We start from the raw sequence: 26580 nt of genomic DNA, 5'->3' as shown, positions 1-26580 counted from the left end.
CATATTTGCTAAGTTAATAACTAGCAAGCATATTCTCTCTTCTTTGTGTCCAGTCTAATATAGGAAGTCCAGTTTTGAATGATGATTAATTTTGGGTAAGTGAAACACTGCCGTAATTTGAATCGATGGTAATAGTATTAGAAGTGTTATTAGCTCCGTGATAACCATTGTAATATTTGCTTATAGAAGTGTCCTTCTTTTCAGAAAACTCTAAAGTACCGCTATTCTTTAAAGAACCATAATCTAGCTTAATATTGAAATTGAAATTGTAACTGGGATCGTAACCTATTTTTATGCCGACATAATCTGACTTAATGGTTACATTGCTTGCATTTTGAGTGATATTTTTTATTTTAATATTGCCGTAGTCTGCATTAAGGGTTAAGTTTTTATATACATTCCCTATGTTGGTTGTTAAATAGTCTCCGTTACCAACGATGTTATTTGCATTGTCTATTTTTATGTTGCCGTAGTCACAATTGTAGTTTATATCCTCGGCTATTTCAACATTAACATTGGTATAATCTGCATTAATATCAAGATTGTTTGCTTTTGAAATGGTAAAGTCACTATAATCTGCATTTATTTTAGCCTTGTTAATGTATTCAAAATAGCAGTTTTTGGTATAGTCGAAGGATAAGGAATTGTTGTTAGATAGTAGTTCTTTGGTAATTATTTTTCCATAATCACAACTTATTGTGGCATCTCCCTCTAGTTTGTCAAGGTTAATAGTTCCGTAGTCATTACTTAAATCCAAATTGTTTGTAATGGGCATTTTTATTAGGTAGTCAACTTTCATATGCACTTTGCCATTGGATTTCCAGTTCCACCAAGACTTTGAGTTGCTTTTTCCAAATTTTGTTTTAGCAGAGACATTATTAGTAGTAGCTTCAAATTCAATGTTTATATCATCTAACCGCTCTTGGACTTTCTCTTCGTTATCACCAGTAGTAGTTATGGTAATCTCAAAAACTACTTTGTTTTCGTTCCATGTTATAATATCTACATTACCGTAGCTATTGTCCACGTTAAGATTAGCTTTGGGAGTTACAGAGTATGTTTTGTTAATAGTTTTCTTTTTGGTGTATTTACCATCTGTTTTGTTTGTTGCGTTTACCGTAAAGGAGAGAAAAGCAATAAGCAATACGGTCTTAAATTGTAATGTGGCTTTCATTTGATGTATGTTTTAATTGTTGTACATTCTTAATTTCTTCAAGTGTTTTTTCCAAAATGTCTATTCTACTTTGGAAATTATTGATCATGGCATGGATAACGCGTCTATCATTATCACTGTTGATCAAATCATTTTTTAAACTATTATAATCGTCTTCTAAAATTTCAATTTGTTTCATAGCATCATTTATGATGTTTTGAACCTCTGGTGTTGCTACTTTTCGAATTTTAGAAAATTCTTCTATTATGGTACTTGTAAAGTAATTTTGGGTATTCGCCATTTCTGCTGAAACATCGGCCAATTCGCCACTATTGGGTGTTTGTTTAGTACTTGTTATTGTAAATACAATAAGTAGTACTGTTGATGCGGCTACACCTAAAAGCGGCTTCCAATAAGGTATTTTGAACACCAGTTTAGGGTTTGTAGAACGTGTTTGGTTTAATTTACCTAAAAAGCGGTGTGTATGATTGCTGTCAGGTACTTCTATGTCAAAGTTGTTCTCTAAGTTTTTAAACAATTTATCAATATTATCTTCATTCATATATTGTTATTTATAGTTATGATATTTTATTTTTGATAGCTTAAATGCGTTTGCAATTTTAATCTTAGACTTTGTTTTGCCCTTGAAATGGTTGTTCTACTGTTTGCATACGAAATATTCATGATTTCACTTATTTCTTCATAATCGTAGCCTTCAATTAAATTTAAGGTTAAGGCAATTCTATAGTTTTCTTTTAAGGAGCTTAGAACATTCAATATTTGTCGGGCTTTTAAAGAATCGTAATCTGTTTCGTTGTAAGGAGTTTTACTGTCTTCTTCATTTATTTTGTATAATACGCTATCCAAGGGTACTTCAGTATTTTTTGAATGTGCATTATGAGATTGTATACTATTATTTATAACTATGCGTTTTAGCCAAGAACCAAATGTTTTTACTTCTTTTAGCTTTCCTAATTTTGTAAAAGCTATTAGAAAAGAATCTTGCATAATATCTTCGGCTTCAAAACTATCCTTTACAATTCTAAAAGCAGTATTATACATTGCTTTATAGTAGCGATTGTAAATTTCTAACTGAGCAGGTTGGTTGTTGTTTTTACAAAGCTCAATAAGCTGTTCCGTATTTAGTTTTTCTGGTACCAATAAAAACGAATTGTTATAATATAGATGCCCAAAATCATTTGGTGTTACAGTTTTTCAAAAAAAAATCCTACGTTCATCTAGAATGTAGGATTTTGATTTAATTGAAACGTTTCTAATTAAGATTCTGTAGGCTTTTCGGCTTTTTCAACCTTAATATTGAGTTCTTGTGTTTTCTTATCCAGGTCTATTGCAATTATATCGCCTTCCTCAATATGCGAAGCAATTATTTCTTCAGCGAGTGCATCTTCAATATACTTTTGAATTGCTCTTTTTAAAGGTCGGGCACCATATTGTTTGTCAAAACCCTTATCGGCTATAAAGTCTTTAGCAGCTTTACTTAATTTTAGGGTATAACCAAGAGAATTGATTCTTAATAGAAGTTTATCCAATTCTATGTCTATTATTTTATTGATATCTTCTTTTTCCAATGGATTGAAAACGACAACATCGTCAATTCTGTTTAAAAACTCTGGTGCAAAAGACTTTTTAAGCGCATTTTCTATAACTTTTACAGCATTGGCATCTTCTTGGGCTTTTTGAGCCGCAGTGCCAAAACCAACACCGGTACCAAAATCTTTAAGTTTTCTAGCTCCAATGTTGGAAGTCATAATGATAATAGTATTCCTAAAGTCTATTTTTCTACCTAAGCTGTCCGTTAAATACCCATCATCCAGTACTTGAAGGAGCATGTTAAACACATCTGGATGTGCTTTTTCTATTTCGTCCAGTAAAATAACAGCATATGGCTTACGTCTAACTTTTTCCGTTAACTGTCCACCTTCTTCATAGCCTACGTAGCCTGGAGGCGCACCTATTAATCTGGAAATAGCAAACTTTTCCATGTATTCGCTCATGTCTATTCTTACCAAGGAATCATCACTATCAAATAATTCTCTGGATAAGACTTTGGCTAATTGTGTTTTACCAACTCCAGTTTGGCCTAAGAATATAAATGAACCAATGGGCTTGTTAGGGTCTTTTAGACCTGCACGATTACGTTGAATTGCTTTAACAACTTTTGCAACAGCTTCATCTTGCCCTATTACTTTTCCTTTTATTAGATCGGGTAATTGTGCTAGTTTATTAATTTCGGTTTGTGCTATTCTATTTACTGGAATGCCTGTCATCATTGACACAACATCGGCAACATTGTCTTCAGTAACAATTTCACGATGTTGCTTAGTGTCTTCTTCCCATTTTTCTTGGGCAGTAGCTAACTCTTTTTCAAGTCGTTTTTCATCATCCCTTAATTTAGCAGCTTCTTCGTACTTTTGTTTTTTGACTACTGAATTTTTGGTTTCCTTGACTTCTTCCAATCGTTTTTCCAGTTCTAAAATTTGCTTGGGCACTTCAATATTAGTGATGTGCACACGCGATCCAGCTTCGTCAAGCGCATCAATAGCTTTGTCTGGTAAAAAGCGCTCTGTCATGTAGCGATTGGTCAATTTAACACACGCTTCAATAGCACCTTGCGTATAGTCTACATTATGGTGCTCTTCGTATTTAGCTTTAATGTTATTTAAGATCTCTATGGTTTCATCTACTGTAGTAGGCTCAACTATAACTTTTTGGAACCGTCTCTCAAGAGCCCCGTCTTTTTCAATATACTGTCTGTATTCATCGAGTGTTGTTGCTCCAATGCATTGTATCTCGCCTCTCGCTAGAGCAGGTTTAAACATGTTGGAGGCATCTAAGCTCCCGGTAGCGCCACCAGCTCCAACTATGGTATGGATCTCGTCAATAAAAAGAATAACATCATCATTCTTTTCAAGTTCGTTCATGACTGCTTTCATGCGCTCTTCAAACTGACCTCTATACTTTGTTCCTGCAACGAGACTTGCAAGGTCTAAAGTAACCACACGTTTATTAAATAAAATACGTGAAACTTTACGTTTTACAATACGTAAGGCCAAACCTTCAGCTATTGCAGACTTACCAACGCCAGGTTCTCCAATTAAAAGCGGGTTGTTCTTTTTACGCCTGCTCAATATTTGAGAAACACGCTGTATTTCCTTTTCTCTTCCAACAACGGGGTCTAGCTTACCCTCTTCGGCTAAAGCCGTTAAATCACGTCCAAAATTATCTAAAACAGGTGTTTTGGATTTTTTGTTGGATTTACCAGTTGGTGAATTGAAAATGTTGTCTTTTGAAGTATCATCTTCGCGACTTGTATCATCATCTTGAAAAGATTCTGATTTAGGTTCTATATAGTTGTTGTCGTTTGTGATCATAAATTTAAATTGCTCTTTAACATTATCGTAGTCTATTTTTAGCTTATTTAAAAGCTTGGTAGTGGGGTCGTTCTCATTTCTTAAAATACACAATAGTAAATGTGCAGTATTAATTGATGAGCTTTGAAACAACTTGGCTTCCAAAAACGTTGTCTTTAATGCACGTTCGGCTTGCCTTGTCAAGTGAAGGTTCTTTTTTTGATTAGTGGCTGTTGAAATGTCAGGATTGGCAGGACTTAATATTTCAACCTTGCGCCTTAAATGATTCAAATCAATTTCAAGAGCATTTAAAATATTTATCGCTTTTCCATTGCCATCTCGTAACAGGCCAAGCATTAAATGTTCTGTGCCAATAAAATCATGGCCCAAACGTAGTGCCTCTTCTTTACTGTAAGCAATTACATCTTTTACCCTGGGTGAAAAATTATCGTCCATAATAGTTCCTTTCTGCATTAAAAATACTAAAACATTTTGCTAAAGGCAAAAACTATACCTTAAATAATATGAAAGTTGCTAATTGACGAAAAAAACTTTATAAATTCAAAATTTTATGTTCTATACTTATTAACCAAAAATGGAGGCCATATTGTTAATAAAAAATATTAAAAAAGTAATGATAAAACATAAGCTAGGACTGACGAAATTGTTATATTAGCACGTTTTGAAATACTTATAAAAACTTAATAATATTTTATATGGCAGAAGGAGAAAAACTTATCCCTATTAATATTGAAGACGAGATGAAATCGGCTTACATTGATTATTCGATGTCGGTCATTGTGTCACGTGCGTTACCCGATGTAAGAGATGGTTTAAAACCAGTTCATAGGCGGGTTCTTTACGGTATGCATGAACTTGGAGTTAGAGCCAATTCAGCATATAAAAAATCAGCAAGAATAGTTGGGGAAGTTTTAGGTAAATATCACCCGCATGGTGATACTTCGGTTTATGATACGATGGTTCGTATGGCGCAGGAATGGAGCTTGCGATATATGTTAGTTGATGGTCAAGGAAACTTTGGATCTGTAGATGGTGATAGTCCTGCTGCAATGCGTTATACAGAGGCTCGAATGAGAAAGATATCTGAGGACATGTTGGCAGATATCGATAAAGAAACCGTAGACCATAAATTAAATTTTGATGATACTTTAAAAGAACCTACTGTTTTACCAACCCGTATACCTGGTCTTTTGGTTAACGGAGCTTCAGGAATTGCTGTGGGAATGGCAACGAATATGCCCCCTCATAATATATCTGAAGTGGTTGATGGCACCATAGCCTATATTAATGACAACGGTATTGAAGTTGATGAATTGATGAAGCATATCAAGGCTCCCGATTTTCCAACAGGAGGAACAATTTATGGATATGACGGAGTAAAAGAAGCTTTTCATACAGGAAGGGGACGGATAATAATTAGAGCAAAAGCAAATATAGAAGAGGTTAACGGCCGTGAGTGTATTGTTGTTACAGAAATCCCTTATCAGGTCAATAAGGCAGACATGATTAAAAAGACTGCCGATTTGGTAAATGAAAAAAAGATGGACGGTATAGCAACCATTCGTGACGAATCTGACAGAAATGGTATGCGCATCGTTTATGTTTTAAAGCGTGACGCTATTCCGAATATTGTTTTGAATAAGTTATATAAGTATACAGCATTACAATCGTCGTTTAGCGTTAACAATATCGCTTTAGTTGATGGACGTCCGCGACTGTTAAACCTAAAGGAATTAATCCACTATTTTGTTGAGCATAGACATGATGTAGTTGTAAGACGTACAACTTACGAACTAAGAAAAGCAGAAGAGCGTGCTCATATTTTGGAAGGACTTATTATTGCTTCTGATAATATAGATGAAGTAATCGCAATCATAAGAGCATCTTCTAATGCTGATGAGGCGCGCGAAAGCTTAATAAAGCGTTTCGAACTTACAGAGATTCAGGCAAGGGCTATTGTTGAAATGCGATTACGTCAGCTTACAGGCTTAGAGCAAGATAAGTTGCGCTCGGAATATGAAGAGCTAATGAAAACAATTGTCGACCTTAAAGATATCTTGGACAAGAAAGAACGTCGTATGAATATCATTAAGGAGGAGTTGGAAGAAGTAAAGCATAAATATGGTGATGAGCGCCGTTCTATTATCGAATATGCTGGAGGTGATTTAAGTATAGAGGATATGATCCCTGATGAAAAAGTAGTTATCACGATTTCGCATGCTGGTTATATCAAGCGCACATCACTTTCAGAATACAAAACACAAAATAGAGGAGGTGTAGGACAAAAAGCCTCAACTACCCGAAACGAGGATTTCTTAGAACATCTGTTTGTAGGTACCAACCACCAGTATATGCTGTTCTTTACCCAAAAAGGAAAATGTTTCTGGATGCGTGTTTATGAAATTCCTGAAGGCAGTAAATCATCCAAAGGACGCGCCATCCAAAACTTAATAAATATTGAACAAGACGATGCTGTTAAAGCATTCATTTGTACGCAAGATTTAAAGGATGAAGACTATATCAATAGCCATTATGTAATTATGGCCACAAAGAACGGTCAGGTTAAAAAGACATCTTTAGAGCAATATTCTAGACCTAGAACTAATGGTATAAACGCCATAACAATAAAAAATGATGACGAACTATTAGAAGCTAGGTTAACAACAGGTGAAAGTCAGGTTATGCTAGCACTTAAATCAGGTAAAGCCATCCGCTTTGAAGAAGCAAAAACCAGACCCATGGGACGTGGTGCCTCTGGGGTAAGGGGTATAACCTTGGCTAATGATACCGATGAAGTTATTGGTATGATAACAGTTGAAAATCCTCAAGAGGAATCTGTTCTTGTTGTTTCAGAAAATGGTTATGGTAAACGCACCTATATTGATGACCCAGAAGATGGTGAGCCAGTATATAGAATAACAAATAGAGGAGGAAAAGGAGTTAAAACCATTTCTATTACAGAAAAAACAGGTAATTTAGTGGCCATAAAAACGGTAACTGATAATGATGATCTAATGATTATCAACAAATCTGGAATAGCAATTAGATTGGAAGTCAAAGATTTAAGGGTTATGGGTAGAGCAACCCAAGGTGTAAAGCTAATTAACCTTAAAAATAAAGACTCCATTGCTGCTGTTGCCAAAGTTATGCACGATGAAGATGAAGTTGATGGCGAAGATGCTAATGAAGTGTCGGGAGCTAGTGAAAGTACAGATAGTGGCACAACTCTTGATAATACCGTAAACGAAAACAATACAGACAATTAAATATTTTATAAAATGAAAAAACAAACAATTGTAGCTTTAGCATTTTCAATTAGTGCCCTTTCATTTGCACAAAAGAAAGAATTGAAAGCAGCCGAAAAAGCTATTAAAAACAATAATTATTCAGAAGCAAAGGCGGCATTAAAACAAGCTGAAGCTATGTTGTCCTCAATGGATGAGAAAAGTAAAAGCAAGTATTATTATGTTGTTGGGCAAGCGTTATATGCCAATGGATCAGGATCCAATCAAGATATAACAAAAGCTTTAGAAAGTCTAGATAAAGTTACTGGTTCTTATAAAGATGAAGTAGCTGAATTGAGACAAAATATGGTTAATAGCCTTATTAACAAAGGAAATGAAGCCTATGAGAAAAAAGATTTCTCTACTTCTTCCAAGTACTTCGAGTACGCTTATAGAGCATCTACGAAAGACACTACTTTTCTTTATTATGCAGCAGCTACAGCTGTGAATGTTCAAGAATACGACAGAGCCTTAAAACTTTATGAAGAACTTAAAGATTTAGGATATACTGGTATTGAAAAGCAATATTTTGCTATAAATAAAGAGACGAATAAAGAAGAGATTTTAGACAAGAATACTCGTGATATTTATGTGAAATCTGGTAGTCACATTAGCCCAGGAGAGCGTTTGACAGATTCGAAGAAAGCTGAAATAGTTAAGAACATAGCACTTATTTATGTAAGTGAAGGAAATGATGAAAAAGCACTTGCAGCAATGAAAGATGCTAGACAAGAAAATCCAGAAGATGTAAATTTATTACTTTCAGAAGCGAATGTCCATTTTAAAATGGGTAATAAAGAAGAATTCAAAAGGTTATTGGAGAAAGCTACAGAAATGGATCCTGGAAATGCTGAATTACAGTACAATTTAGGTGTTATATCGGCAGAGTCTGAGGATATGGAAGCAGCAAAAAAATATTACAATAAGGCTATCGAGTTAGATCCATCTTATGTAAATGCATATATTAATTTGTCTGCTATGATCTTGGCTAAAGAAAAACCAATCATTGAAGAAATGAATGGTTTGGGAAGTTCAAAAGAAGACGATAAGCGTTATGATGAATTACGAGAAGAACGCCAATCTATTTACAAAGAATCTGTGCCTTACTTGCAAAAAGCTTTAGAGATAGACGCTAACAATCTAAATGCAGCGCAAACCCTAATGAATATTTATAGTATTTTAGGGGAGACGGCTAAATACAAAGCTCTTAAAGATAAAGTTGATGCTATTGAAGCAGGAAACTAGTAAACGAAACAAGTAAAAAAAAGCCGCATAAAATTGCGGCTTTTTTTATACAATTTTTTTGATGACACGTAGCTTATGCGTGTGCGTTCTTTTATCGACATTGTATATTCCAGAATGATCTAACCTGTCAATTCTTACTTTCCCATGAGCATGGATAATATAATTGTCTTTCATTATAATTCCCACATGCGTAATTAGACCTTCATTGTTGTCAAAAAAAGCAAGGTCACCAGGTTCACTTTCTTCAATAAAACTTAATGGTTCGCCTTGAGTTGCCTGTTGGGAAGCATCTCTTAAAAGTTTGTATCCGTTAAGTTTGTATACCATTTGGGTAAACCCCGAGCAATCTATGCCAAAAGGTGTTTTCCCTCCCCACAAATAGGGTGTGTTTAAATATAAAAAGGCGGTGCGGATTAGGTTTTCTTTAGCACTCTTTCCTTCTATAATGTTGCCATCGTGGGAATGTTTTAAAACGGACAGGCCATTTAAGGAAGATCCTAATAAAATTGGGTGTAGCTGATCATTTGTATCCTGAACGAATTCCACTAAATCTATAGATAATTTAGGAGTACTCTTGTGTAAATGTTTATATTGTACTTCTGTAATCTCTATATATTGCTTGTTGTCAATCCACCCTTCATAATTATCAAAAGCTAGTCTAATTTTACTCCAATTTTTGCGTTGTTCCAATACTTTAAAATAGTCACCATAGAGTACTTGAGATACAAGTTCACTACTGTCCATTGGTTCATTTCTTAAGGGAACAACGCTTAAACTACAAATTCCGTATTGCATTAAATAGGCTTAATTTCGTTCTAAAACAATTGCTGAAGCACCACCACCGCCGTTACAAATTGCGGCAGCTCCTATTTTAGCATCATTTTGTTCTAAAACATTAAGTAATGTGATTATAATTCTAACTCCAGAACACCCTAAAGGATGTCCTAAAGACACGGCTCCTCCATTTACATTTACGCGTGCATTATCAAGCTCGAGAAGCTTCATGTTGGCAAGTCCAACAACAGCAAAGGCTTCATTAAATTCAAAATAGTCAACTTCGTTTATTGAAATACCAGCCTTACTCAAAGCTTTGGGTAAAGCTTTTGCAGGAGCGGTTGTAAACCATTTAGGTTCTTGTGCTGCATCAGCATAACTTTTAATGGTGGCTAAACTAACCAATCCTAATTCATCGGCTTTACGTTTACTCATTAAAATCATGGCTCCAGCACCATCATTTATTGTTGATGCATTAGCAGCCGTTACGGTTCCGTCCTTGGTAAAGGCAGGGCGTAATTGAGGAATCTTATCGATTTTAACATTGGTAAACTCTTCGTCTCTAGAAACTATTATGGACTCTCCTCGGCGTTGTGGTACTTCTACAGGAACTACCTCATTGTCAAATTTACCTGTTTCCCATGCCTCAGCAGATCGTTTGTAAGATTGTATGGCAAATGCATCTTGGTCTTCTCTTGTAAAAGCATACTCATTAGCACAAGCATCAGCACAAACACCCATGGCATTTTGATCGTAGGCATCTACCAAACCATCTTTTTGTAAGCCGTCAATTAACGAAGTTGGTCCAAATTTTGTGCCCAATCTAGAGTATAGATAATGTGGAATTAAGCTCATGTTCTCCATGCCTCCGGCCACCACAATATCTGCATCTCCCAATGCTATGGATTGAGCAGCCTGCATAACCGCCTTCATGCCAGATGCACATACCTTGTTTACTGTTGTACAAGGTACTGTATTAGGTATGCCAGCATATATGGCAGCCTGTCTTGCCGGAGCTTGTCCTGTGCCTGCCTGAACCACATTACCCATTAAGACTTCATCAACAAGAGTGGGGTCTAAATTTATTTTATCTAAAGCTCCTTTTATTGCAAAAGCACCTAGTTTTGGAGCTGAAATTGTTGACAAAGCACCTAAAAAACTACCTATTGGTGTTCTTGCAGCAGAAACAATGACGACTTCCTTGTTCATTTTTAAGTGATTAAATTACTAGCAACGAAAATAATCATTTTTCAGTAGATACAAGAATGATTGGTAGATTATAAAAATCTTAGAAAGCTTAGAATTTACTACATTTGAAAACCTAATATTTTTTGCATAAAAGTTTTATAGCCAAAAATGCAAAAAGAAATGAAGACTTCTGTTTTTAAACAAAATAATAAATATTTAAAGTTTATATGAACAACCTTATAAATAAACTATACAGAAACCATGCCTTGATTTATAAGGGTTTATTATTTGTGTGTACAACCTTTTTGATAGTGTATTTGTTTCCAAAAAGTGGAAAATTCAGATATGATTTTGAACGGGGCAAACCTTGGCAATCAGAAAACCTATATGCTCCATTTGATTTTGCTATAAAAAAATCGGATGAGGAGATCAGCTCCGAAAAGCAAAGTATTACGGAAAATGCAGTTTTGTTCTTTAATGTTGATAATACTGTAAGGACTAAAGTCAGGAATTTGTATCCCAATGCTTTTACAAGGATTTTTTCGGAAACAGAGCCTAAACCATTATTGGATACGTTGTTTAATGCTGGAAAAAAAATTATTTCGGATTTATATGCTTTTGGGGTGCTAAGCGAAAGTTATAATTTTTCGGACGAAAGACCTGTAACGATATTAGATGAAAGAGTTGAAAAGCAAAACACACTATTTGTTAACCTAGTTGGGCAAAACGACATTACTAAGATAATAGACAAGGTGTTGATAGAGCATAACCTAACGCAATATAAGACAGCATTTATTTCGTTGTTTTTTGACCTTATTGAACCTAACTTGACTTTTGATAAATCGTTTACAGATAAAGTTTTACAAGAAGAACTTGATAAAATTGCCTATGCCAGAGGTAGTATAGAAAGAGAAACGTTAATCGTATCTAAGGGAGAAGTGGTTGAAGGCGATAAGTTTCAAATATTAAAATCCCTACAATCGGAATATGAATCACAAATATGGACCAAGTCCAATTATTACTGGATTCTATTTGCTTATACCCTATTGGTAGCTTTGGCACTTTTAATGTTATTACTGTTCTTAAGAAAGTACCGTACAAAAGTTTTCGAGAATAATACTAAGGTAACTTTTATTTTTTTCAATATATTTTTAATGGTATTCATTACGACCTTGGTTGTTAATTATAATTCAAAATACATATATGTGGTGCCTATTTGTATTTTGCCTTTGGTATTTAAAGCCTTTTTTGATGCACGTTTAGGTCTGTTTTCCCATGTTATTACAGTATTACTATTAGGGTCGATAGTTCCAAATAGCTATGAGTACATGTTTCTTCAGATTACGGCAGGTATCGTTACCATATTAACGGTATCTGAGCTCTATAAAAGAGCAAATTTATTTATTTCCGTAGGGCAAATCACCTTGATTTATATTGTAGCATATTTTGCGTTTTTTGTTATTCATGAGGGAAGCGTTGAAACAATTAAATTGGAAACGTTTATTTGGTTTATTTTATGTGGCCTAGCTACTTTATTTGTGCAACCTTTAATATATGCTTATGAAAAGTTATTTGGATTGGTTTCTGATGTATCACTGTTAGAGTTATCAGACACAAATTCAAAATTGTTAAAAGAGTTGTCAAATAAAGCACCAGGAACGTTTCACCATTCATTGAATGTTGCAAATTTAGCGGAAGCATCGGCAAGTGAAATAGGCGCAAATGCCATGCTAGTTAGGGTTGGAGCCCTGTATCATGATATTGGGAAAATGAAGAATCCAACTTACTTTACCGAAAATCAATCAACGGGTATTAACCCACATGATGAACTGTCCTCAAAGGAAAGTGCACGAATAATTATAGATCATGTTATAGATGGTATTGAAATAGCCAGAAAAAATAAACTTCCCGATCGCGTAATTGATTTTATAAGAACGCATCATGGTACGAGTGTCGTTTATTATTTTTATATGAAGGAAAAAGAGGATTTCGAAGAGGTAGATACATCCGATTTTTGCTACCCAGGACCTCGGCCATTTAGTAAAGAAACAGCCATTTTGATGATGTGCGATAGTATTGAAGCAGCATCAAAGAGCTTAAAAGAACCAACATCAACAAAAATAGATGCCTTTGTTGAAAATATTATAAACAAGCAAATAGAAGAAGGCCAGTTTTTAAATGCAAACATAACTTTTAAAGAAATTCAGTCCATCAAAAAAGTTCTAAAGCACAAGCTTGCAAACATTTACCATTTAAGGATTGAATACCCTGAATAAATTTTATAAAAAACTAAAAAAAATAGTTGCGTTGTACGTTCCTTTAGCCTACATTTGCAACCGCAAATTTATTGCAGCGTTCTTATAAAGAATAGGAGAGGTGCCAGAGTGGTAATGGAGCAGATTGCTAATCTGTCAACGCGTAAGTGTTGCCCGGGTTCGAATCCCGGTCTCTCCGCAAATAGTATAGACAATACTATCGGGGTGTAGCGTAGCCCGGTCATCGCGCCTGCTTTGGGAGCAGGAGGTCGCAGGTTCGAATCCTGCCACCCCGACGAACCTAGTATCAGCTAGAGATAAAACACTGTTAATTGTATGATTATCAGTGTTTTTTGTTTTTATGCATTTTATTTGATATCAAATAAAAGCATCTATTCTCAATAAAAAGGTGTGCAATTCGGTGTGCAATAGACCGTTAAAAAAAACACTATCTTTAAAGAACTTTTTAGGGTATGATTTGACTTTCGTAACAAAATCAATGTTCAACAAAAAGTCAAAGAAACATGAAAACAAAAAGCACCTTCACGGTTATTTTCTTTACCCGAAAATCCAGAAGTAAAATTAACGAACTGTCCATTTACGTACGCATTACGGTAAAGGGCAAGCGCTCGGAGATGAGCCTAAAGCGGAACGTCCAATCCAGCCAATGGGACAATACCAAAGGTAGGGGCAGGGGAAGTACAGAACCCATTAAGATACTTAATGCTTATTTGGATGGCGTATACAACAAACTGCTCCAGAGCCATAAAGAGCTGATAGAAGAGGACAGGGTAATCACATCCGAGGCCATCAAGTCCAGATATCTGGGTGAGGACGATAATAGCAAGACCCTAAGGGAACTGATCGCCTACCATAACGGCAATATGGTACACGTCCTAAAACCGGGAACGATGAAAAACTATTATACCACCGAACGTTACCTGCAAAAGTTCCTGTTAAAAAAATGGCGTTTAAAGGACATTTACCTAAAACAGTTGAACTATAGGTTCATCACGGACTTTGAGCACTACCTGAGGACCTATAAAGACAAGAAAAAGCAATTGGTGCTTACCAACAATGGCGTGATGAAACATTTGGAGCGATTCAAAAAAATGATAAACCTTGCCATAAAACTAGAATGGATGCAGAAAAACCCGTTCAACCAATTCCAGTTGAAATATAATAAATATGATAGGCAATACCTAAATGAAAGGGAACTGGCACTTATTGAGGAAACGGATTTCACCATTGAGCGGTTGCAAAGGATAAAGGACTGCTTTGTATTTTCCTGTTACACAGGGCTTTCCTATGTGGACGTCAAGGAAATTACACAGAGCCATATTGTTAAGGGCATTGACAATAACCATTGGATATATACCAAACGGGAGAAAACGGACGAACAGGTAAAGGTACCGATACTTCCCAAGGCCTGGGCAATACTGGAGAAGTACAGGGTAGCCCAAGAAAAAACAGGAGTAGGGGATTATCTGCTGCCGATAAGTTCCAACCAAAAGACCAATGCCTACCTAAAAGAAATAGCCAATGCCTGTGGTATAAAAAAGCACCTGACCTTCCACGTGGCCAGACATACCTTTGCCACGACGGTGATGCTGTCCAATGGCGTACCGATAGAGACGGTCTCTAAGCTTTTGGGACATAGCAAATTGTCCACTACACAGATCTATGCCAGAGTGGTAGAAACGAAAATTAGCGAAGATATCCATAACCTATTGGAACGGTTTAGGCAAAAAGAGGAAAACAAAAGCGCATAAACAACGATCTTATTTTTCGGCTAAAAAAGATTCTCTTTCAATATGCTCCTCACAAAGTAACGGGAGTGTATTGAAAGGGAATTTTAAATTGAGGTAAACAGAAAAAAGCCCCATTGAAGTGCATTTCCCTACATTTCGTTATACTGCATTTCGGGAAAAGCGCTTCATTATAAAAACCTTGAACACAAGCTCAAAATGCAAAAAAGCATTTTGATCTTAAGTTCGCCAGAGTAGGACTTGGGAACAACATCCAGTCAATCCATATGCTTGTTCAAACCATTTTAGTCCAGAAGAAGGCCTAATATCCATCCAATATTTTTCGAAAGGGAAACGTCGCAAAATATTTGCGTTCAAATTTATCGGCGCAAAAAATCGGCACCCCCAGGGGTTCCCCCAATTTTTCACTTGAAAATTTGAGACAAAATTTTGCCTTCCGTTTGTGCGGTGCTCAAATATTGTTTAACATAAAAATTTTAAAAACATGGAAACAAAAACAAAAGCAAACGGTAGAGCAACAAAAACAGCAGTAGCAATCACCAAAAAGGATGTCAAGGAGCAACTAGCCAAAGAGTCCAACGGACAGGATGTACAACAGGCAAAACACCCACTTGTGAGCAAGGCGACCATTGATTTGGCAGACCGCATCCAAAGGTTCGAGAAACTTAGGGGACTGGCTACCCAACGTGAGCGTTTGGTTCAGACACTAAGTGAGCTAACGAAGTTCAACTATAACCAAGGAGATTCAGCATCCTTTTACATCAGGGATTCGCACAATCTGGAGTTCAAGACCACCAATTCGAACCTTATCAAGTTGGTAACGACCCATTTGCAGTCGACCCTGGAAGACAGAAAAGGAGAGATCGAGCAGGAAATCGTCCAGTTTGAACTGTAACGTACATTCCATCCAAACAAGAAAGCCTATTCGATAAGAATAGGTTTTTTTATGGTCTGAACAGTTGATATTGAACAGGAAAAAACCAAAAACTTGACGTCCAAATTCAACCTACACACCCAAATCATAAAATTTGGCTTCAAAATGGGGTATTTGGAATCAATCTGCGTTTGAATTTCATTGATTAAATAGATAAGTTTATAAAGCAGGTTGTTTATATGGGTAGCTGATGGAAGAATCAGTTGTTGGAGGATGTCGTCATGCCAAAAAGCATGGCGAGATACGTAAAGCAAGAGGGCAATGCGCTAAAGCGACATTGCGTTATTTTATATTTTGTTAAATAACTGAAAATCAATAATTTAAATTGTTTAAAATCATATTTGTTCCTTAGGACAAACTCCAAAATTATGTTAATGCCCTTGGAAACGTCCATAAACACTGAGGCGCATTAACATAATCAAGGAAAAAACCGATAATAAAACATATGAAACGCCGATTTTTGAGCATCAATTTTCACCATGATACTGTCAAAAGGTTCAAGGGGTTTTCAAGGAAGGTCAGTAATAGCTATTCAACCACTTTGGATATGATTATGGACTTTTTTGAGTGGCATGGGTTTTTACCCGATGACCGGTTTGGAAAGAGCATCGTGCAGGAAATCCTGAAGAACCGAAAACGTACCGAGGCCATGATAGCCATTATCAAAGACATAGAAAAGAATCAGACCAAGCCTACCAATGCCATGCTGTTGTCACTCTTTGAAGAAAAAACGGAGGATGATGACGAGATAGAAATATGGACCGAACGATTTAAGAGTCAAAGACTGGAACAGGAAGAACAAATTGAGGTCACGGTACCCAAAATCCGTTATGAGCGTTTGGAGGACAAAATGAGTTCGTTAACAAAGGATTTTAGTTATGTGCTGGATAAGGTCAAGCTTGTAAAGAGCAGCTTCGGAAAAAACTATTTGCGTCTGGAACTTACCGAGGGGGAAATTGAAAAATTCAAAAGAACAATAAAAAATCTATAAATTATGTACATCGCCATATCCGCACAATATCAGGGAGGGGGCTTTAAGGGAAGCGTAGGCAATTTTGCCAATTACCTGGAAAAGGAAAACGAGGGCAAGAGGGCAGAAGAACAAGAATATTTTTTTAACCAATATGAAAACAATGTAGAGGTCGAACAGGTGATACGGGACATTGACGGGAACACTGCCAAGCTTAGAAAGGTCGATCCCAAATTCTATTCCATCGTGGTTAGCCCCGACCAAAGGGAATTAAAGCACATAGGCAACGACCCCGAAAAATTACGTGAATATACCCGGGAGCTAATGAAAGCCTATGCTGATTCCTTTAACAGGGCGCCTAAAAAGACCGTAGATGATATAAAGTACTATGCCAAGATTGAACATGAGCGATATTATAAAGAAACGGACAAAAAAATACAGGAAAACCAAGCCTATGCCAACAAGATTATGGGACTAAAAAAAGAGATACGGCAAATAGAACGGGGCGAGGAAAAAGGAAATTTAGACAGGTTAAAACTAAGGATAGCAAAACTGGAAAGAGAAGCCCCGCATAGACAGAACGGCAAGCGTATAGTAAACGGCATGAAAAAGGAGGGGTATCAGACCCATATCCATATTATTGTTAGTAGAAGGGATATGACTAACTCCTACAGCCTTTCCCCAGGATCCAAGTACAGGGCATCAGAAACAGAACTGAACGGAAAGGATGTAAAACGTGGTTTTGACAGGGACAAATTCTTTAAAGCCGCGGAAAAGACCTTCGACAAAACCTTTGAGTACAATAGGAATTTTGTGGAGAGCTATCAAGGCAAAAACCTTTACGCAAAAGACCCCAAGAAATTCTTTGCTGTTATGGCAGGGCTTCCCGCAACAGAAAAACAGGCGGCTTTTAAGCTGTTACATAAATCAGGAATGCATATTCCAAGCATACCCACCAATCAAGCGCAATTGGCGTTCAAGGCATTTATGAAGCTCAAAAGGGGTATTGAAAAGAGTCTTGGTTCAGGAGGGATCGAAATATGACTCGGATTCTATTGTAGTCCGTTTTGATAAAAGGAGGTGTCAATATAAACCTTACCCATGAATAATTTAAAAAGACAATTTTAACTAAATATTATTATATCGCAGAATAGGTGCTATTAAACATTGCTTCAGATGAACAATTTTGAACATATAAACTGTATGCACTTTCCGCAATTCTAGTTCTTAATTCTTCGTCATGTACCATGGCTTTCATTTTTTGCTCCATTGAGTCAATATCTAATTCAGTTTTCTCGGTCAAATCAATTTTTAAACAGGAATATTTATCTTCTAACATTTCGAAGATATCGGTATTAGAGACAATCATAGGTAACTTGTAAGACATGGCTTCTAACATTACATAACTGCTTTGTTCATTTAAAGAAGGAAATATTAAAGTATCTGCGAGTTTGTAATACAATTTGACCAATTTAGCAGGTAAATATCCTGTAAAGACTATATTTTGTTTCAGGCTTTTATATTCTTTAACAAGACTATTTTTCATAGGACCGTCACCAACTATAATTATTTTTACATTTTTATATCCCTTATCAAGAATTACTTTAAAGGTGTTTAAAAGATGAATAATACCTTTCTGAGCGATCAGTCTACCTACGTATAGAAAGACAAAATCTTCTTTGTTAATTTTAAGGCTATCCTTAATTTCGTTTATTTTATCGAAATCCTCTTTAATGAATTTTTGCTCCTTTATCCCATTAGAAATTTTAAAGACTTTTTGGCAAGGTATTTTATAAATTTCTAAAACATCTCTTTTCATACTTTCAGATAAACAGATAATCCTATCGGAAAGCTCACAGTTTTTTATTTCAGCCTTTATGTTTTTTGAAAAAAAGGAATCATTATCTAAGTCATTAAATTCCGAAATAAATTTGTTGAAATCATTATTGTAGAGAACCTTCCATAACGATACATGAATGGTATAAATTATTTTAGTACTTGTATGCTCCTTGATTAAGGTTAGTAAAAAATGCTGCATATTACTATTAAAATGAAACGTATCCGTTTCAGTAAACAGGTAAAGTTCTTGCAATATTATAAATATAGCTCTAGAGTATTTATAAGGTAAATTTTTAATGGTTCCTTTATATGAAACAGGACAGGGTATTTGCAAATAGGAAATATTATCCTTTTCAGTTCTTATCGTGCTAAGGATATCTGGAACTCCTATTTCAATAGAAATTAGTTCGAAATCGTTTTTTTTTAGTTTAGCCTCGGCTATAATTTCATTGATATACTTACCGACCCCATACCGATGAGAGTCATCAGTTTGATTTACAATGAAGATTCTTCTCTTTTGCATAATTTAAAAGTTTGAAGAAAATAGCTTTAAATATTCTATTTGATTTCTATTTTTGAGTTTCTCATCATAAGGTCTAGAATTATTATTTCTTTGGTGGTATAAATGATACAAGGTATATTCCATTCTCTTAATTGTAAATCCTTTTCTTTTCAATCTATAATACCGTTCTTTGTCATCTGGTCCCCAACCATATATATTTTCGTTATCTATCCCATCTTTTAAAAATGTTTTTGTTTTTCCTCCAAAAACACCACCTGTTGAGTATTTGAACCAAAGCATATGCTCTTTTTCGTTTTCTTTTAGAAAATCATAATCATTGGTTAGAGCATATTCATCCCTATATTGTTTGGATACGTTATAACAATCTCCATTATAGGGGTATACCAATACATTATTATTTGAAATATTGGTTAGGTAGGCTATACTTTGCAATAAAGCTTCGGGAGCTGCAATAACATCCGTATCACAAATGAAAAAATAAGGTGCCTTACATTTGCGTATTAAATAATTTCGATACTTTGTTGTATAGAATACTTCATTGTCATCTTCAAAAAACTCATATTCAATTCCGTGTTTTTTTATAAAAGAGGTTGATATTTTTGGTGATGAATCTACTTCTAACAAATTAATTGTCGTATTAAAATATTTTGTTATATGCTTCACCACAAGTTCCAAATTAACCAATCTATCCTCTGAATCTATGCGGACATATATTAAGAAAGAGGTGTTTTTTAAGTCGTATGGAAATTTATTCATCTGCTATTGAGTTTATTAAAAGCCCTATCATATAAAACTCAAGGGAATTTGTTTTGATATTGTTAAAATTATTAATCATGGTAATTGCACAAATCAGTAATTGTTGTAGTATGGATTTTTGTTTTTGGTCATTGTTTTTATAAAGGTCCTCCATCAACTTATCCACGTAATTCTCTATACTTTTTATTAAGTCTGCCTTGTTTTTCTTAATAGTTTCTGGAAAAAATAAATTATAAGCCAAAACAGCTTCAAACCTTTTATCTTCTAATAGAGTTTCATAATTCCTAACTATTAGATCATTATGCTTTTTAGAATTTAGTTCGTTTAGTTTTTTTATGCCCTCTTTACAAAAATGGGAAACCATTTCATGATTAAACGAATCCTTTAAAAATGAGAGGCACAATCCATATAATTCTATTTTTTCCTTTGGAATGTTAGGCAAATTCAAGCTAAGTTCAAAAAATGAAATAAGTAGGTGTTCTTTAGCCTCTAAAAACTTTGTTTCATCATTTTTTAATAAATCTGTTCTAGACTTCAGGTACAGTCCCGAACTTATTAATTGAACCAAGAAGTTTACTTCAAAGTCTGTTCTGGAAAGCCGTTCTACTTCCCTAAAAATAGCTTTGTCCATAATGGACAATATATCGTCCAAGTCATCTGATTCAAAATATCCATTGTAAATAAATTGAATCAAGACCCAACCTATGCCAGTAATTTCAGTACACTCTTCTTTACTACCATTTTCTATAATGAAAAGTTCATGCACTAATATATCTTCTAAAATCTCAAAGGCAAACTCAGAATAATGCTCCTTTGAGTATACGTGCGCGTACTTGAAAAAAAAGTATACCAATGGAAGTTTTCCCTTCACACCATTGGATTCAAATGTTTCAGCATTGATCAGTAAAAATTGTGTTAATTTATGAACCATGCTTAATTGGATTTGGAGAATATGCGTTGTATATATTAATGGAAAAATAGTCTAACACACCCTGTATTCGTTCTTTGGTTTCCTTGTCTATAAATTCTAAGTGTTTGTTTATCTGTTTAGAAACGTTTGCCTCTAAATCATTCATATAAACCGTAGAACTGGGAAGCTTAAAGTTTACCATATCAATATTTGAAGTAATTAATTTGTCTAATCCAGAGTTTTCGATTAGTTTATTAATTTCAGTTCTTGGATTCTTCAAAAGATCTTCATAGTAAACCAAGCTTATATTTTTTAAATTCACCTTACCTTCAATTACTTTATTATGTATAATACACCACAGAGCAATCCTATACTCTAGCTCTGTTTCTAATTTTTTTAAAAATTCAATATGTTCATTGAATATCTCATGGTTAATCAGTGTAGGTCTATTAAAAGCTAATTTTAGGTTTTTAAATGTTTTTAACTGTGATAAACATGTACTGATGGGGTGTCTTACAAGATAAATGGGCTTATATTTTAAATTAAAACGGTCAGTAATCCATGGCAAAATTAAATTGGCCCTCACAAATTTAGTGATGACCAAATTAGCTTTAGCGGCTTTTAGGGGATCTATCTTTTGGGTTGTCCAAGGTGTAAAAACAGATAAGCTTAAAATTTTATTTATAAGTTCATAATGCTGCTCGAATTCATTTTTATCTTTAAAATGAGGTCTAAAACTCCACTCTAAATATTTAGGGACAACACCACGCCCTGGATGAAATGGCTCCCAATTTACAACCGCATCGCCAATCATTTTCCCCAATATTTCCATTAACCACGTACTACCACTTCTGGGCTCCGAAAATATAAGTACGCCTTGCTCTGTCTTAAACTGCTTTAAGGTTAAAATATTACTTATGTCATGATATGGATTGATCCCTTTTTTTAACCTTTCCAAGTTATTTCTATTTTATAATCGTCCTTATACAGTGCTTTGATATCATTAATAAAGGCCTCATTTTCTAATTGAAAATTGGCCTTGGTTTTATTGGATTTTTCTTCAATAAAAGAAATACCTTTTGACCTTAAAAATGGAAACAGGTCATTAATATGAACTATTTCATCTACCTCATTTTCTTTTAAGTAGTCTACCTGTTTTCTTATGTGTTCATCTATAAAAAGAGGATTCTCTTTGCCCAATTCAAATCGTATAAATTCTATGAAGCGCTCAAATGGAATGTCTTTATTGATATCCAGATATATAAAGTAATATCTCAGTTCGCGCTCCATGCAGAACAGTTTGTATGATGACTCGATCCGATGTATTGGGTCTCGCCATATAGCAAATCTGTATATCTTTTCTCTGCTTTCTTTCTCAAATGCTTTTAGCTCTTCATTTGTAAATAAATAATTGGACTTATTTGAGTTGTAGCCAATGGTACTATGTACTTTGAACTGGCTTTCATCTAGCCAATCTCCCGTTTTATTATATATTGCTATCTTTTTTAAAAAAGTACAAGCGTTTTTACTTATAACCAAGAAAGCAATATTGGTATTCGGGATAAGGCAATAATAGTTTCCAAAAAAAGGAGATTCAATTTGTTCATCTTTTTTAAGCCTCATATTTCAATTTTATTTGATAAACATTCTAAAAGTCCATTAATGGATGCATCTATAGAATCCCTTTCGGTATTGATCGTTATAGAAGCTACGTTTGTTCCTTCATAGGTATCCGTAATACCTGTAAAGTTCTTTATGGTTCCTTTTCTAACTTGGGCATAAAGCCCTTTAGGATCTCTGGCTTCACAAATATCGATAGAGCATTTTACGTGTACCAATACAAGCTTATTTTCTCCGATAGTTTTTTTGACGGCTATTCTATCAGACTCATAAGGAGTGATAGCTGCAACTATCGGTACAATATCTACCTGTAGCATTAACTTACATATTTCAGCTATTCTCCTAACATTTTCAGATCTGTCCTCTCTGGAAAACCCCAAACCCTTATTGATACCGTTTCTAAGAATATCACCATCCAATACAATAGTTCTTATATTTTGTTTTTCATAAGTTTCGGAAATTTGCCTTGCAAGTGTTGTTTTACCTGCTCCAGACAATCCAAAAAGCCAAATAGCCTTATTTTTTATCATGATATGCTTAATTATAAGTTAACACTTCCCTAAACTTGTAAAACAATCGTTCTGCCACACTAAGGTCCTCAGTAACAATTTCAGCACCACCCAGAAGTTCTTGGGTAAAAACAAACGTTTTATTGTAGGATGTTTTGGTACCTTTTGGTAAGTCAATAAAAACAGTATAATTACCTTCATTATCAGGGGAAATAGAAAAACTGATAACCTTACCAATGAGCATGCCATATTGTTGGTAGGGGTAATTATCTAGTTTTATAAATACTTTTTGTCCAACATTTACCTTGCCTGCATTTTGTGCCGGTACAACCAACTTACCTACCAGGCTCGACGTATCTATTGGCAAGATTGAAAAGACGACACTCCCACTACTAACAAACTGGTGTTTTCCCCAATAATCCTGAAAGCTTACCACTCCATTTATGGAGGACTTTAGCACATAGTTGTATTCCCAATCCCTTATGGCTTCTTTGAGCAAGTCAAAGGACTGGTTTAGGTTTTTTAAAAACCGTGTATTGTCCTCTTGTTCATTTATTTTGGTAGTCTTTAAGGTTCTGGTTGCAGATGAAATGGCCTCCCGCATTTGCGAAATGGAAATGGCCATGGCACTAATGCTTTTTTGCATCTGTATAAATTCCAGTTGCTTTTGCTCATAGGTCAATTTTGAAATAATGCCTTTGTCAAACAACTGTTTGTTTCTGTCCAAATCGGTTTGTTTTAGAACAAATTCCTGTTCCAAAAGTCGCTTTTGGTTGATCTGGTCCTGAAGCCTGTTTTTTATCTCTTGTAATGATACCTTATTGCCTCCCAGTTGGTTGGTGTAGGGATCCAGGTTCTTTAAAAGAAAATAGTCGGTATAGCTCTTTTCAAAATTAAGGTAAGCAGCACTTATATCGCCTAAAATAAGATGGGAGGTCTGTTCGAACGGAAATTGTAAGTTCTTTAGGTTATAAGTTAAGGTGTCCATAATCCCTTTTAAAAAATAGACATCATCTAAACTGGCCGTATTCTTTATTACCGCTAATTTTTGTCCAATTTTAACCGTGTCCCTGTTTTTAATAAAAATTTTATCCAACTGTCCCGAATATCTGGACACCACTTTTTCGGTAGGCTGTTTAGTGGTTACCAAAACCTTTGCTGTGACGGCATCGGGGTACTTGATCATAAAGGACAGGGCTAAGATGATAATAGTAAACATAAAGATGAGGGTAATGCCCCAACGTACGATCCATGCCGGTGGATTGGTCAGGATTTCCTGCACCTCTTCGGACCGCAACTCTAGGTTGTCTTCAAATCTATCTTTAGGCATTTTCTAAAGTGTTTATTTTTTCCAATTCCAATTGGTTCTTTACTAAATTGTAATAGGCTCCTTGTTGTTCCAAGAGTTCTTGGTGCTTTCCGGATTCTACTACTTTACCCTCATCAATGACCACAATTTGGTCGGCATGCTTTACGGTACTCAATCGGTGGGCTATCACTACAACAGTTTTATTCTTAAAAAACGCGTTTAGGTTTTCCATAATGGTACGCTCATTCTTGGCATCCAGTGCAGATGTGGCCTCATCAAAAAACAACAGGTCAGGGTTTTTATAAACGGCCCTAGCAATAAACAGGCGTTGTTTTTGTCCGGTGCTCACTCCAACACCTTCATTTCCGATTTTGGTATTGAACCCCAAGGGCAAGGATTGAATAAACTCATAGATATTGGCCACTTTAGTGGCATGTATCAAGCGTTCATGGTCTACGGTATCCTCTCCCACAGCTATATTATAGGCAATGGTATCATTGAACACATAGCCTTCCTGCATCACCACACCGCAATTGGCACGCCATGCTCTATGGGAAATGGCGTTTAAGTAATGTTCGCCATACATGATATTGCCTTTTTCGGGATTGTAGAATTTAAGCAGAATTTTCATTAAAGTGGTCTTGCCGCTGCCACTTGCACCTACGATAGCTGTAATTTTATTGGCAGGGACCTTCATAGTGATGCCCCTGATGACATTTTCATCACTTCCTAAATATCTAAAGGTGATATCGTTGATCTTTAAATCTTGATTAGGTTTAACTGTAGATATTAAATGCTTTTCTTTACTTTCTTCATCGTCTTTATCATGTACCTCTCCCAAGCGTTCCAAACTTATCTTGGCATCTTGAACTGACTGTATAAAGCCTACCAATTGACCAATGGGGCCATTTAACTGCCCAATAATATATTGAATGGAGAGCATCATCCCCAAGGTTATGTTACCTTCAATGACCAACAGAGCCGAAGTAAACGTTATGAATATGTTCTTGGCCTGATTGATAAATGATGAGCCAGCCCCTTGGGTCTGTTCTAGGGCCAAACTTTGCATAGACACCTTGAACAAACGTGCCTGAACGTACTCCCATTTCCAGCGTTTTTGTTTTTCGGCATTGTTCATCTTAATTTCCTGCATGCCGTTAATAAGTTCGATCACGGTGCTTTGGTTCTGGCTTAATTGTGAAAAGCGTTTGTAGTCGAGTTCCTTGCGCCTTTTAAGAAAAAATAATATCCAAATCACATAAACGATACTGCCAACGGCAAATATGAAAAAGATGGAGGTGCTGTAATAAATGAGTACGGCCCCGAATATAAACAGGTTGACCATAGAGAACAGGGTATTCAGTACAGACCCTGTTAAAAGACTCTCAATACGTTTATGGTCGTTGATGCGCTGCATGATGTCACCTGTCATACGCGTATCGAAATAGGCTATGGGCAGGTTCATGAGCTTGATAAAAAAATCGGAAACCAACGATATGTTAATGCGGGTACTCAAATGCAATAAAATCCAGCTCCTAAAAATCCCTACACTGGTCTGGCCTAGAAAGAGCATGACCTGGGCAATGAGTACCATATAAATAAAGTTAATATCCTGGTTCTGTATGCCCACATCTACAATACTTTGGGTAAGGAATGGGAAAATAAGCTGTAAAATACTTCCCACGATAAGGCCAATAACCAATTGAAGGAGTAGGTTTTTATATTTGAACAGGTACTGGAACAAAAACCTAAAGGATTTCTTATCGGTTTCTTCCCAGTTGAGCTGTCTGAATTTTGGGGTGATTTCCAAAAGCAACGCTACCCCTTCATTGGTGTCTTCTGTCGCATTGTTGCCTATCCATGGTGAAATAAATTCGTCCTTGGTGTACGTAATAAGCCCATAGGAGGGATCAGACACATAGACCACGTCCCTTTTTATTTTATAGACCACCACAAAATGTCTTTTGTTCCAATGGACAATGAGGGGCAAAGGAGCTTCCTTTAATTTGTTAAAATCAATTTTAACCCCTATGCTCTTAAAGCCAATAGCCTCTGCAGCATCGCTTAGTTTCATTAAATTACTACCGACCCTTGTAGTCTCAGATAGATCGCGTATATCCTGTAACGAGATAAGCTTACCATAGTACTTA

At 35.5% G+C, this 26580-nt stretch carries 21 protein-coding genes and 2 tRNA genes; 9 read left to right on the top strand and 14 right to left on the bottom strand.

The features are described from left to right. Nucleotides 1–85 precede the first annotated feature (85 nt). The 4 genes from ABD792_RS09680 to ABD792_RS09665 all read right to left on the bottom strand — a co-directional run bounded on the left by ABD792_RS09680 (nucleotide 86) and on the right by ABD792_RS09665 (nucleotide 4980). Complete coding sequence (locus ABD792_RS09680) at nucleotides 86–1174, bottom strand: DUF4097 family beta strand repeat-containing protein (protein WP_345005753.1); 1089 nt, start codon at nucleotides 1172–1174, stop codon at nucleotides 86–88. Next, on the bottom strand, nucleotides 1152–1715 hold the full coding sequence (locus tag ABD792_RS09675) for a hypothetical protein (RefSeq protein ID WP_345005752.1): 564 nt from the start codon (nucleotides 1713–1715) through the stop codon (nucleotides 1152–1154). Before ABD792_RS09675 ends, ABD792_RS09680 begins: the two co-directional genes overlap by 23 nt. Before the next feature lie 26 nt (nucleotides 1716–1741). Continuing rightward, nucleotides 1742–2314 carry an RNA polymerase sigma factor gene (locus ABD792_RS09670; protein WP_345005750.1) on the bottom strand — a complete coding sequence of 191 codons (573 nt, stop codon included), beginning with the start codon at nucleotides 2312–2314 and terminating at the stop codon, nucleotides 1742–1744. A gap of 116 nt (nucleotides 2315–2430) precedes the next feature. Further along, nucleotides 2431–4980, bottom strand: coding sequence for an ATP-dependent Clp protease ATP-binding subunit (locus ABD792_RS09665; RefSeq protein ID WP_345005754.1), 2550 nt, complete (start codon nucleotides 4978–4980; stop codon nucleotides 2431–2433). Nucleotides 4981–5240: 260 nt separating this feature from the next. Between ABD792_RS09665 and gyrA the strand changes: the two genes are divergently transcribed. Together gyrA and ABD792_RS09655 are read left to right on the top strand one after the other, a co-directional pair. After that, a complete protein-coding gene (gene gyrA / locus ABD792_RS09660) occupies nucleotides 5241–7811 on the top strand; it encodes a DNA gyrase subunit A (RefSeq protein ID WP_345005749.1) in 2571 nt (856 codons plus the stop codon). Nucleotides 7812–7823: 12 nt separating this feature from the next. Further along, a complete protein-coding gene (locus ABD792_RS09655) occupies nucleotides 7824–9074 on the top strand; it encodes a tetratricopeptide repeat protein (protein WP_345005747.1) in 1251 nt (416 codons plus the stop codon). A gap of 45 nt (nucleotides 9075–9119) precedes the next feature. On the opposite strand, the gene ABD792_RS09650 is transcribed toward ABD792_RS09655, so the two are convergent. Beyond that, nucleotides 9120–9869 carry a C40 family peptidase gene (locus ABD792_RS09650; protein ID WP_345005745.1) on the bottom strand — a complete coding sequence of 250 codons (750 nt, stop codon included), beginning with the start codon at nucleotides 9867–9869 and terminating at the stop codon, nucleotides 9120–9122. Nucleotides 9870–9878: 9 nt separating this feature from the next. Beyond that, complete coding sequence (locus tag ABD792_RS09645; protein WP_345005744.1) at nucleotides 9879–11057, bottom strand: acetyl-CoA C-acyltransferase; 1179 nt, start codon at nucleotides 11055–11057, stop codon at nucleotides 9879–9881. 206 nt (nucleotides 11058–11263) lie between these two features. Here ABD792_RS09645 and ABD792_RS09640 point away from each other — a divergent pair, with 206 nt between their 5' ends. The 7 genes from ABD792_RS09640 to mobB all read left to right on the top strand — a co-directional run bounded on the left by ABD792_RS09640 (nucleotide 11264) and on the right by mobB (nucleotide 18008). Beyond that, the gene (locus ABD792_RS09640) at nucleotides 11264–13312 is read left to right on the top strand and encodes an HD family phosphohydrolase (protein ID WP_345005743.1); all 2049 of its coding nucleotides are present in this window, start codon (nucleotides 11264–11266) and stop codon (nucleotides 13310–13312) included. A gap of 94 nt (nucleotides 13313–13406) precedes the next feature. Beyond that, nucleotides 13407–13490: transfer RNA gene (locus ABD792_RS09635), tRNA-Ser, on the top strand. A 22-nt stretch (nucleotides 13491–13512) separates the two neighbouring features. Then, nucleotides 13513–13587, top strand: a tRNA-Pro gene (locus ABD792_RS09630). A gap of 228 nt (nucleotides 13588–13815) precedes the next feature. Then, the gene (locus ABD792_RS09625) at nucleotides 13816–15063 is read left to right on the top strand and encodes a site-specific integrase (protein ID WP_345005742.1); all 1248 of its coding nucleotides are present in this window, start codon (nucleotides 13816–13818) and stop codon (nucleotides 15061–15063) included. Nucleotides 15064–15544: 481 nt separating this feature from the next. Next, nucleotides 15545–15955, top strand: a complete 411-nt coding sequence (locus tag ABD792_RS09620) for a hypothetical protein (RefSeq protein ID WP_345005741.1) — start codon at nucleotides 15545–15547, stop codon at nucleotides 15953–15955. Between the two features lie 484 nt (nucleotides 15956–16439). Continuing rightward, entirely contained in the window at nucleotides 16440–16985 is a 546-nt protein-coding gene (locus ABD792_RS09615; RefSeq protein ID WP_345005739.1) for a BfmA/BtgA family mobilization protein, read from the top strand. A gap of 3 nt (nucleotides 16986–16988) precedes the next feature. Next, entirely contained in the window at nucleotides 16989–18008 is a 1020-nt protein-coding gene (mobB, locus tag ABD792_RS09610; protein WP_345005738.1) for a MobB family relaxase, read from the top strand. 94 nt (nucleotides 18009–18102) lie between these two features. On the opposite strand, the gene ABD792_RS09605 is transcribed toward mobB, so the two are convergent. The 8 genes from ABD792_RS09605 to ABD792_RS09570 all read right to left on the bottom strand — a co-directional run. Further along, entirely contained in the window at nucleotides 18103–19326 is a 1224-nt protein-coding gene (locus ABD792_RS09605; RefSeq protein ID WP_345005737.1) for a glycosyltransferase family 4 protein, read from the bottom strand. Between the two features lie 3 nt (nucleotides 19327–19329). Further along, nucleotides 19330–20082 carry a galactosyltransferase-related protein gene (locus ABD792_RS09600; RefSeq protein ID WP_345005736.1) on the bottom strand — a complete coding sequence of 251 codons (753 nt, stop codon included), beginning with the start codon at nucleotides 20080–20082 and terminating at the stop codon, nucleotides 19330–19332. Beyond that, complete coding sequence (locus ABD792_RS09595) at nucleotides 20075–21013, bottom strand: hypothetical protein (RefSeq protein ID WP_345005734.1); 939 nt, start codon at nucleotides 21011–21013, stop codon at nucleotides 20075–20077. Before ABD792_RS09595 ends, ABD792_RS09600 begins: the two co-directional genes overlap by 8 nt. Continuing rightward, on the bottom strand, nucleotides 21003–21950 hold the full coding sequence (locus ABD792_RS09590) for a sulfotransferase family protein (RefSeq protein WP_345005733.1): 948 nt from the start codon (nucleotides 21948–21950) through the stop codon (nucleotides 21003–21005). Before ABD792_RS09590 ends, ABD792_RS09595 begins: the two co-directional genes overlap by 11 nt. Continuing rightward, complete coding sequence (locus ABD792_RS09585; RefSeq protein WP_345005732.1) at nucleotides 21938–22615, bottom strand: sulfotransferase family 2 domain-containing protein; 678 nt, start codon at nucleotides 22613–22615, stop codon at nucleotides 21938–21940. Before ABD792_RS09585 ends, ABD792_RS09590 begins: the two co-directional genes overlap by 13 nt. Continuing rightward, entirely contained in the window at nucleotides 22612–23142 is a 531-nt protein-coding gene (cysC, locus tag ABD792_RS09580) for an adenylyl-sulfate kinase (RefSeq protein ID WP_345005731.1), read from the bottom strand. Before cysC ends, ABD792_RS09585 begins: the two co-directional genes overlap by 4 nt. Before the next feature lie 7 nt (nucleotides 23143–23149). Next, nucleotides 23150–24451 carry an HlyD family secretion protein gene (locus ABD792_RS09575; RefSeq protein WP_345005730.1) on the bottom strand — a complete coding sequence of 434 codons (1302 nt, stop codon included), beginning with the start codon at nucleotides 24449–24451 and terminating at the stop codon, nucleotides 23150–23152. Beyond that, a partial coding sequence (locus ABD792_RS09570) for a peptidase domain-containing ABC transporter (protein WP_345005729.1) occupies nucleotides 24444–26580 on the bottom strand: 2137 nt, incomplete at its 5' end. The genes ABD792_RS09575 and ABD792_RS09570, both read right to left, overlap by 8 nt.

The organism is Snuella lapsa (assembly GCF_039539345.1).
GTDB classification, from domain to species: domain Bacteria; phylum Bacteroidota; class Bacteroidia; order Flavobacteriales; family Flavobacteriaceae; genus Snuella; species Snuella lapsa.
Note: the sequence above shows the minus strand (reverse complement) of the source record. Positions and strands in the feature narration are given on the sequence as shown.